At 34.3% G+C, this 7,122-nt stretch carries 5 protein-coding genes; 2 read left to right on the top strand and 3 right to left on the bottom strand.

Annotated features, from left to right (window positions below; all coding sequences use genetic code 11):
• Positions 1-451 precede the first annotated feature (451 nt).
• Complete coding sequence (locus A3SG_RS0116900; protein ID WP_016991186.1) at positions 452-1,375, top strand: AraC family transcriptional regulator; 924 nt, start codon at positions 452-454, stop codon at positions 1,373-1,375.
• 1 nt (position 1,376) lies between these two features.
• Here A3SG_RS0116900 and A3SG_RS0116895 read toward each other — a convergent pair whose 3' ends face one another.
• Positions 1,377-1,751 carry a DUF779 domain-containing protein gene (locus A3SG_RS0116895; RefSeq protein WP_016991185.1) on the bottom strand — a complete coding sequence of 125 codons (375 nt, stop codon included), beginning with the start codon at positions 1,749-1,751 and terminating at the stop codon, positions 1,377-1,379.
• 107 nt (positions 1,752-1,858) lie between these two features.
• Positions 1,859-3,364, bottom strand: a complete 1,506-nt coding sequence (locus tag A3SG_RS0116890) for an aldehyde dehydrogenase family protein (RefSeq protein ID WP_016991184.1) — start codon at positions 3,362-3,364, stop codon at positions 1,859-1,861.
• A 267-nt stretch (positions 3,365-3,631) separates the two neighbouring features.
• On the opposite strand from A3SG_RS0116890, the gene pheT reads away from it, so the two are divergent.
• On the top strand, positions 3,632-6,052 hold the full coding sequence (pheT, locus tag A3SG_RS0116885) for a phenylalanine--tRNA ligase subunit beta (protein ID WP_016991183.1): 2,421 nt from the start codon (positions 3,632-3,634) through the stop codon (positions 6,050-6,052).
• Between the two features lie 123 nt (positions 6,053-6,175).
• On the opposite strand, the gene A3SG_RS0116880 is transcribed toward pheT, so the two are convergent.
• Positions 6,176-6,730 carry a fasciclin domain-containing protein gene (locus tag A3SG_RS0116880; RefSeq protein WP_016991182.1) on the bottom strand — a complete coding sequence of 185 codons (555 nt, stop codon included), beginning with the start codon at positions 6,728-6,730 and terminating at the stop codon, positions 6,176-6,178.
• Positions 6,731-7,122: the final 392 nt, after the last annotated feature.

The following is a 7,122-nucleotide window of genomic DNA, read 5'->3' as shown; positions in this document are numbered from 1 at the left end:
TTTTTATTGAACATTTTAAGTGAAAAAACTATTCAATATTGAAAATTAAATTTCATAAAAAATAAAAGTAATTTAAACAGGACTCAATAATAGTTATCAACTCATTATTTTAAAGTTTTAGATCATAAAGTCCAATCAATAATAGATACTTCTGCTGCTTGTAAACATATAAAATAACAGGACTTTCCATATTAATAGTAGTGCTTTTCTTGAAAAAATTAGTTTCTTGTGTGTCATCATCTTATTTTTGTTATGTTGTACAGATGTAAACTTAATTGTTAAATAAATTGAAAAACCTAATCAAAATGCTGTCAAAAATCTACCAACTGTAAAGTGGTTGAAAACATTAAGAGACCTGTGGAGGAATTAGTCTTATATTTTATTCATATCACGTCATAGCTACATTAATTTTTATTAAATTTAGACCGTTCGTTTACTTAAGTTTAAATCTATGAATAACAACCGTGCTTTTATAAATCCACCACATTTATCAAACGAAAAATCATTAAAAACTTTAGTGGAAAACAGAACTGTTTACAATTTAAATCATTGTGAATTAAATCTATTTGAAACTTATAAATCATCACTATTAGTTCCTTTGAAATTTAATGATCTAGTAGTGACTAGTATGCTAAGAGGTAAAAAAGTAATGCACCTTGTTGATGAACCAAGTTTTGAATATTTACCAGGAGAAACCGTTATTATTCCTTCTAATGTGGAAATGAAAATTGATTTCCCGGAAGCTAGCAAAAACAACCCAACCCAATGTTTGGCTTTGGCGATAGACCAAACCAAAATAAACGATACTTTGCAGTTTTTAAATGAGCGCTATCCTAAAAAAGGCAACGACCAATTCTGGCATTTAAATCATCAAAATTATTATTTTTATAACAATGTTGAGTTGGCTACGACCATCAATAAATTAATAAAAGAATGCATGAGTACTTCGATTACTAAAGATGCTTTAGCCGATTTGACTTTGCAAGAACTATTGGTCCGGATTATACAGACGCAAACGGCAAAATCTATAGAAGATGGTTTGTTTGCCGATTCTAACACCCCAATAACTCAAGTAATAGAGTACATAAGATTAAATTTAAGAGAAAACATCACGCTTAAAAATCTGAGCGAGAAAGCCTGCATGAGCACCACTTCGTTTTATCGTTTTTTTAAGCGGGAGTTGGGCATGAGTCCAATAGAGTTTGTGATAAGCGAAAAATTAAGATGTGCCAAACAATTGCTTAAAAACCCAACAATACAAATAAACGAAGTCTGTTATTTATCCGGATTTGAAGACAGTAATTACTTCATCCGTTTATTTAAAAAGCACGAAGGAATTACGCCGAAACAATACCAACTGTTGTTCGTAAATTAAATTATTCAATATATTTTAGCGGCTCCAGTGATTGTTCTTCCTCTGGTGTAAAAATCCTGTATTCAATTCGGAATGTCTTTTTTAATGGAGTTTCCAAAGAAAATCCTCCTACTCCAAAAGCATCAATTACATCCAAGGTAAAATGTGCATGTTTCCAATACTCGAATAGGTCTTTGTCAACCCAAAATTCGGTGTTTTCTATGGAACCAATGCATATATCCCCTAACCTTTGATAGAATCCGCCTTTCTCAAAGCATTGCGGCTGTGTTCCTTCACAGCAACCACCAGCCTGATAAAACATGAGGTCACCGTGTTTTTCCTGTAATATTTTTATTAATTCGATTGCTTTTTCGGTTGCGTCAATTCTTCTTATCATCTTTTCTACTGTAAAACGTGAATTTTTAATCTGCCTTTAATCGTTTGAACTTGAATTAAAAAAAGGCAAGTCTTTCAACTTACCTTTTCTATATTTAACATTGCATATTAAAAGAAACCTAATTTCTTTTTATCATACGAAATCAACATGTTTTTCGTCTGACGATAATGTCCAAGCATCATCTTATGATTTTCACGTCCTATTCCTGATTGTTTATACCCTCCAAAAGGAGCGCCTGCAGGATAAGAATGGTATTGATTTACCCAAACTCTACCGGATTGAATAGCTCTTGGAATCTGATAAATTTCATGTGCATCACGTGTCCATACTCCAGCACCTAGACCATACATCGTATCATTTGCAATCTCTATGGCTTCTTCAGTTGTTTTAAAAGTGGTTACCGCTAAAACAGGTCCAAAGATCTCTTCTTGAAAAATACGCATTTTATTATGCCCTTTAAAAAGAGTAGGCTTGATATAATATCCTTCAGCAAGTTCACCTTCTAAATGGTTTTGTTCGCCGCCAGTTAATAATTCAGCTCCCTCTTCTTTTCCTAATTTAATGTAGCTAAGGATTTTTTCTTGTTGCACCAATGAGGTTTGTGCTCCCATCATTGTTGTCAAATCTAATGGGTTCCCCATTTTGATCGCCTCGGTTCTTTCAATAACTCTGGCTATAAACTTATCATAAATATCTTCATGGACTAATAATCTGGATGGACAAGTACATATTTCTCCCTGGTTCAAAGCAAACATTACCGCTCCCTCAATGGCTTTATCAAAAAAGTCATCGTCGGCATCACCAACGGATTTCATGAAAATATTAGGTGATTTACCACCGAGTTCTAATGTTACGGGGATAATATTTTCAGTTGCATATTGCATCACTAAACGTCCTGTAGGTGTCGAACCTGTAAATGCAGCTTTTGATACTTTTTTGTTTGTTACCAAAGCTCTTCCAAGCTCAGCACCAAAACCATTAACAATATTTACAACTCCTGGAGGAAGGATATCCCCTATCAATTCCATTAAAACTAAAATAGAGATTGGCGTACTTTCTGCTGGTTTCAGAACTACTGTATTTCCTGCAGCTAATGCCGGAGCCAATTTCCAAATCGCCATTAATATTGGGAAATTCCAAGGGATAATTTGTGCAATCACTCCCAAAGGCTCGCTTAAAGCAATAGTTACAGTTTGCGAATCTAACTCTGCAATGGAACTTTCCTCTGCACGAATGACACTAGCGAAATACCTAAAGTGGTCTATTGCCAAAGGAATATCAGCGGCCATTGTCTCGCGTATCGCTTTTCCGTTGTCAATTGTTTCTACTGTAGCAATATACTCTAGGTTATCTTCCATAACCTGCGCAATTTTATTGAGTAACAAGCTACGCTCTGTAGCAGAAGTTTTTCCCCAAGTTTGAAATGCTTCATAGGCTTTATCAACAGCCAATGCTACATCCTCTTTGCTAGAATGGGCCGCCTGGGTAAACACCTGTCCGTCAATCGGACAAATCACATCAAAATATTGTCCATTGATGGGAGCTACGAATTCCCCTCCTATAAAATTATCGTACTTTGCCTTAAACTCAGGTCTTGAAACTATATTACTCATATCTAACTATTTTAATTTAAATTTTATCAAATATAACTTGATAAAATCAATGATAATAGCACTATTCATTCAATTAATAGCATTAAATTTTCACATGTGTTTTTTTATATTAATTATTTTACATTATTCCTGTTTATTACTCTATTAATTTGCAGATATGATATTGATACCGCTTTAAAATTTGTTGCTACTAGAACAAAAAACCAAAAAATAGTTTCTTACTACAAACTGCAATCCTTATATTTGCGTTCTTATTAAAATTGACAGATGAAAATATCCTATAATTGGTTAAAACAATTCATAAAAATAGATTGGAACTCCGAAGAAACGGCAGCATTGCTAACAGATTTGGGGCTAGAAGTGGAAGTTGTTGAGAAATACCAGTCTATAAAAGGCGGCTTAGAAGGTATAGTGATAGGACATGTCCTTACTTGTGTTCCTCACCCTGATGCCGACAGACTAAAAATAACAACTGTTGATTTAGGCAATGGAGTACCACTGCAAATTGTATGCGGCGCCAGTAATGTAGATGCAGGACAAAAAGTTCCTGTAGCAACAATAGGCACCGTATTATATGACGCAACAGGAATTGCTTTTACCATAAAAAAAGGAAAAATTCGTGGACAAGAAAGTCACGGAATGATTTGTGCTGAAGATGAGTTGGGTCTTGGAGCAGGTCATGACGGTATCATGATATTGGACAATTCAATTGCCGCAGGTACAAAAGCGGCAGATGTGTTTAAAATAGAAAATGACGAAGTATTCGAAATTGGACTTACACCTAATCGTGCGGATGCGATGAGTCATTTAGGAACGGCACGTGACTTAAGAGCCGGTTTACTACAAAGCGGAGTAAATGTTGAACTAATCACTCCTTCAGTCAGCAATTTTAGAGTAGACATGAGAACACTTAAAATTGATGTAAATGTAGAAGAAACACTGCTAGCCCCTCGCTATTGCGGTGTTACCATTTCAGGAATTACAGTAAAATCATCTCCTAATTGGTTACAAGACCGATTGAAAGCAATAGGAATTACGCCTAAAAATAATGTGGTTGATGTTACCAATTATGTTTTACACGAATTAGGGCAACCTCTACATGCCTTTGATGCTACAAAAATCAATGGAAAAATACTTGTGAAAACACTGCCTTCAGGGACTAAGTTCACGACATTAGACGACGTTGAAAGAACTCTTCATGAAGAAGATCTGATGATTTGTGATGAAAAAGGACCGTTGTGTATTGCAGGAGTATTTGGTGGTAAAAATTCAGGTGTGTTAGAGCATACTACATCAATTTTCCTCGAAAGTGCTTATTTTAATCCGGTAAGCATCCGTAAAACAGCCAAAAGACACCAATTAAACACAGATGCTTCTTTTCGTTTTGAGAGAGGAATAGATCCTACAATTACGGCTTACGCACTAAAACGTGCTGCCTTATTAATTCAAGAGGTGGCAGGGGGTCAAATCACATCCGATTTAATTGATGTTTACCAAAAGAAAATAGAAGACTTCACCGTATTCTTAAACTTCGGTAATGTTGATAAAATCATTGGACAAGCTATACCGCATGATACTATAAAGCAGATTATAGTGTCACTTGACATTAAAGTGAACAGCTTTTCAGAAACAGGATTGGGTTTAACCATTCCTGCTTATCGTGTTGATGTGCAAAGAGAGATTGACGTAATAGAAGAAATATTGAGAGTGTACGGGTACAATAACATTAGCTTTTCTAAAAAACTAAATGCAACCGTATCCAATTCTCCACGAAATGAAGATTATAAATTACAAAATATAATTGCAACACAATTAAATTCACAAGGATTTAATGAAATGATGGCTAATTCATTAACTACAGGATCTTATGTTGCACTATCCGAAATGCTGAAGGAAGAACACAATGTGACCATGTTAAACCCATTAAGTACTGATTTGGCAACATTGAGACAATCTCTGTTATTTTCTGGGCTGGAAGCGATATCCTACAATATCAATCGCCGAAACAGTCATTTAAAGTTGTTTGAATTTGGTAAAAGCTATCATAAATTTTTATCCGGTTTTGAAGAACACAAACACCTGACATTATTCCTTACAGGAAATAGAGCCAAAGAAAGTTGGACTATAGAACAGAAACCATCTGATTTCTTTTTATTTAAAGGCTATGTAGATGCAGTCCTCGCTAGATTTGGAATTCAAAAAACACAAAATAGCCCTGTATTATCTGATGTTTTTTCAGAGGGGATTGCTATAGGCGCTGGTCATAATGCATTGGTTGAATTTGGAACAGTTAAAAAATCAATCCTTAAACATTTTGGAATAAAACAGGAAGTATTTTATGCTGACTTTAATTGGGCGGTGATCATTAAAATGATATCCAATAAAGTGAAATTCAGCGAAATCCCGAAATATCCAGAAGTAAGAAGAGATTTGGCCTTGTTAGTAGACCAAAGCGTAACGTATGATAGTATTTACACGATTGCAAAACAGAGCGAAAAAAGTCTGTTAAAGGAAGTCAGTTTATTTGATGTATATGAAGGAAGCAACCTTCCTGAAGGTAAAAAGTCGTATGCGTTGAGCTTTGTTATACAGGACAATTCAAAAACCTTGACTGATGCTCAAATTGATAAAATTATGGGGAAACTGCAAAAGAACTTTGAAACGGAACTTGGAGCCAGTTTAAGATAAACTGTTCTAACTAACATAATAGAAAGCCCAATTCTAAACTTAGAATTGGGCCTTTTTTTGCACAAAAAAAGTCCTGCACAACACAGGACTTTTCAAGCAACAAAACCAACCTCTTAATCGAAATTATTGTTTTGGCAATACAACAGTATCGACAACGTGAATAACACCATTTGATTGATTCACATCAGCGATCGTAATTTGTGCCATTGTACCATTTTCATCAGTGATGTACAATTTTTTTCCTTTCATCCAAGCTGTTAAAGTTCCACCACTAACTGTTTTCAACGTAGCTTTTCCGTTTCCTGCTTTTATCGCTTTTGCAATATCAACAGCGTTCATTTTACCTGATACAACGTGATACGTAAGAATCGTTTGCAACGTTTTTAAATTTTCTGGCTTCAATAATGTTTCAACAGTTCCCATTGGCAATTTAGCAAAAGCTTCATTAGTAGGTGCAAAAACTGTAAAAGGCCCTTTTCCTTGTAGTGTTTCAACTAAACCAGCTGCTTTTACTGCGGCAACTAATGTAGTGTGGTCTTTTGAGTTAACTGCATTTTCAATAATGTTTTTAGAAGGATACATTGCTGCTCCACCTACCATTACCGATTTTTGAGCGAATGAAGTTGCTCCAAATACTAATGCCATAAAGGCTACTGATAAAAATTTTCTAGTTTTCATAAATCTATTTATTAAGTTATATAAAAGCATTTACGCTACAATAGCAGTTATGGTTTTAAAAATAAGAAAAAATATTTTTTAAAACACATAATCAACTAGATGATAGTAACTTATATAAAATGAATAGCGAAAAAAAATATCCTTATTTTTTGCTTTAACTAATAAATTAAAAATCTACCAAGGAAAACTCACAAGAAATTGATTTGAAATCTGAAATCAATTGTTATTGCAAAATAGGACTATCCGCTTTGCGGACTAAACTAAAAAATGGCCCACAGATAACACGGATAATAATCGATTTTATAAATTTATAACTATTCAGCCTCCGCAAAACTATAGTAGCATTTAAAGAAAAGAAACACAAATTTCCTACAAATTATATTGTGATATTA

It is taken from the genome of Flavobacterium sp. ACAM 123, assembly GCF_000264055.1.
GTDB lineage: Bacteria > Bacteroidota > Bacteroidia > Flavobacteriales > Flavobacteriaceae > Flavobacterium.
This window is presented reverse-complemented; position numbering and strand designations above follow the sequence as displayed.

Excerpts from the sequence above, each read along its gene's own strand:
- pheT (WP_016991183.1), top strand. The coding sequence starts at position 3,632 with ATGAAAATATCCTATAATTGGTTAAAACAATTCATAAAAATAGATTGG.
- A3SG_RS0116900 (WP_016991186.1), top strand. The coding sequence starts at position 452 with ATGAATAACAACCGTGCTTTTATAAATCCACCACATTTATCAAACGAA.
- A3SG_RS0116895 (WP_016991185.1), bottom strand. The coding sequence starts at position 1,751 with ATGATAAGAAGAATTGACGCAACCGAAAAAGCAATCGAATTAATAAAA.
- A3SG_RS0116890 (WP_016991184.1), bottom strand. The coding sequence starts at position 3,364 with ATGAGTAATATAGTTTCAAGACCTGAGTTTAAGGCAAAGTACGATAAT.
- A3SG_RS0116880 (WP_016991182.1), bottom strand. The coding sequence starts at position 6,730 with ATGAAAACTAGAAAATTTTTATCAGTAGCCTTTATGGCATTAGTATTT.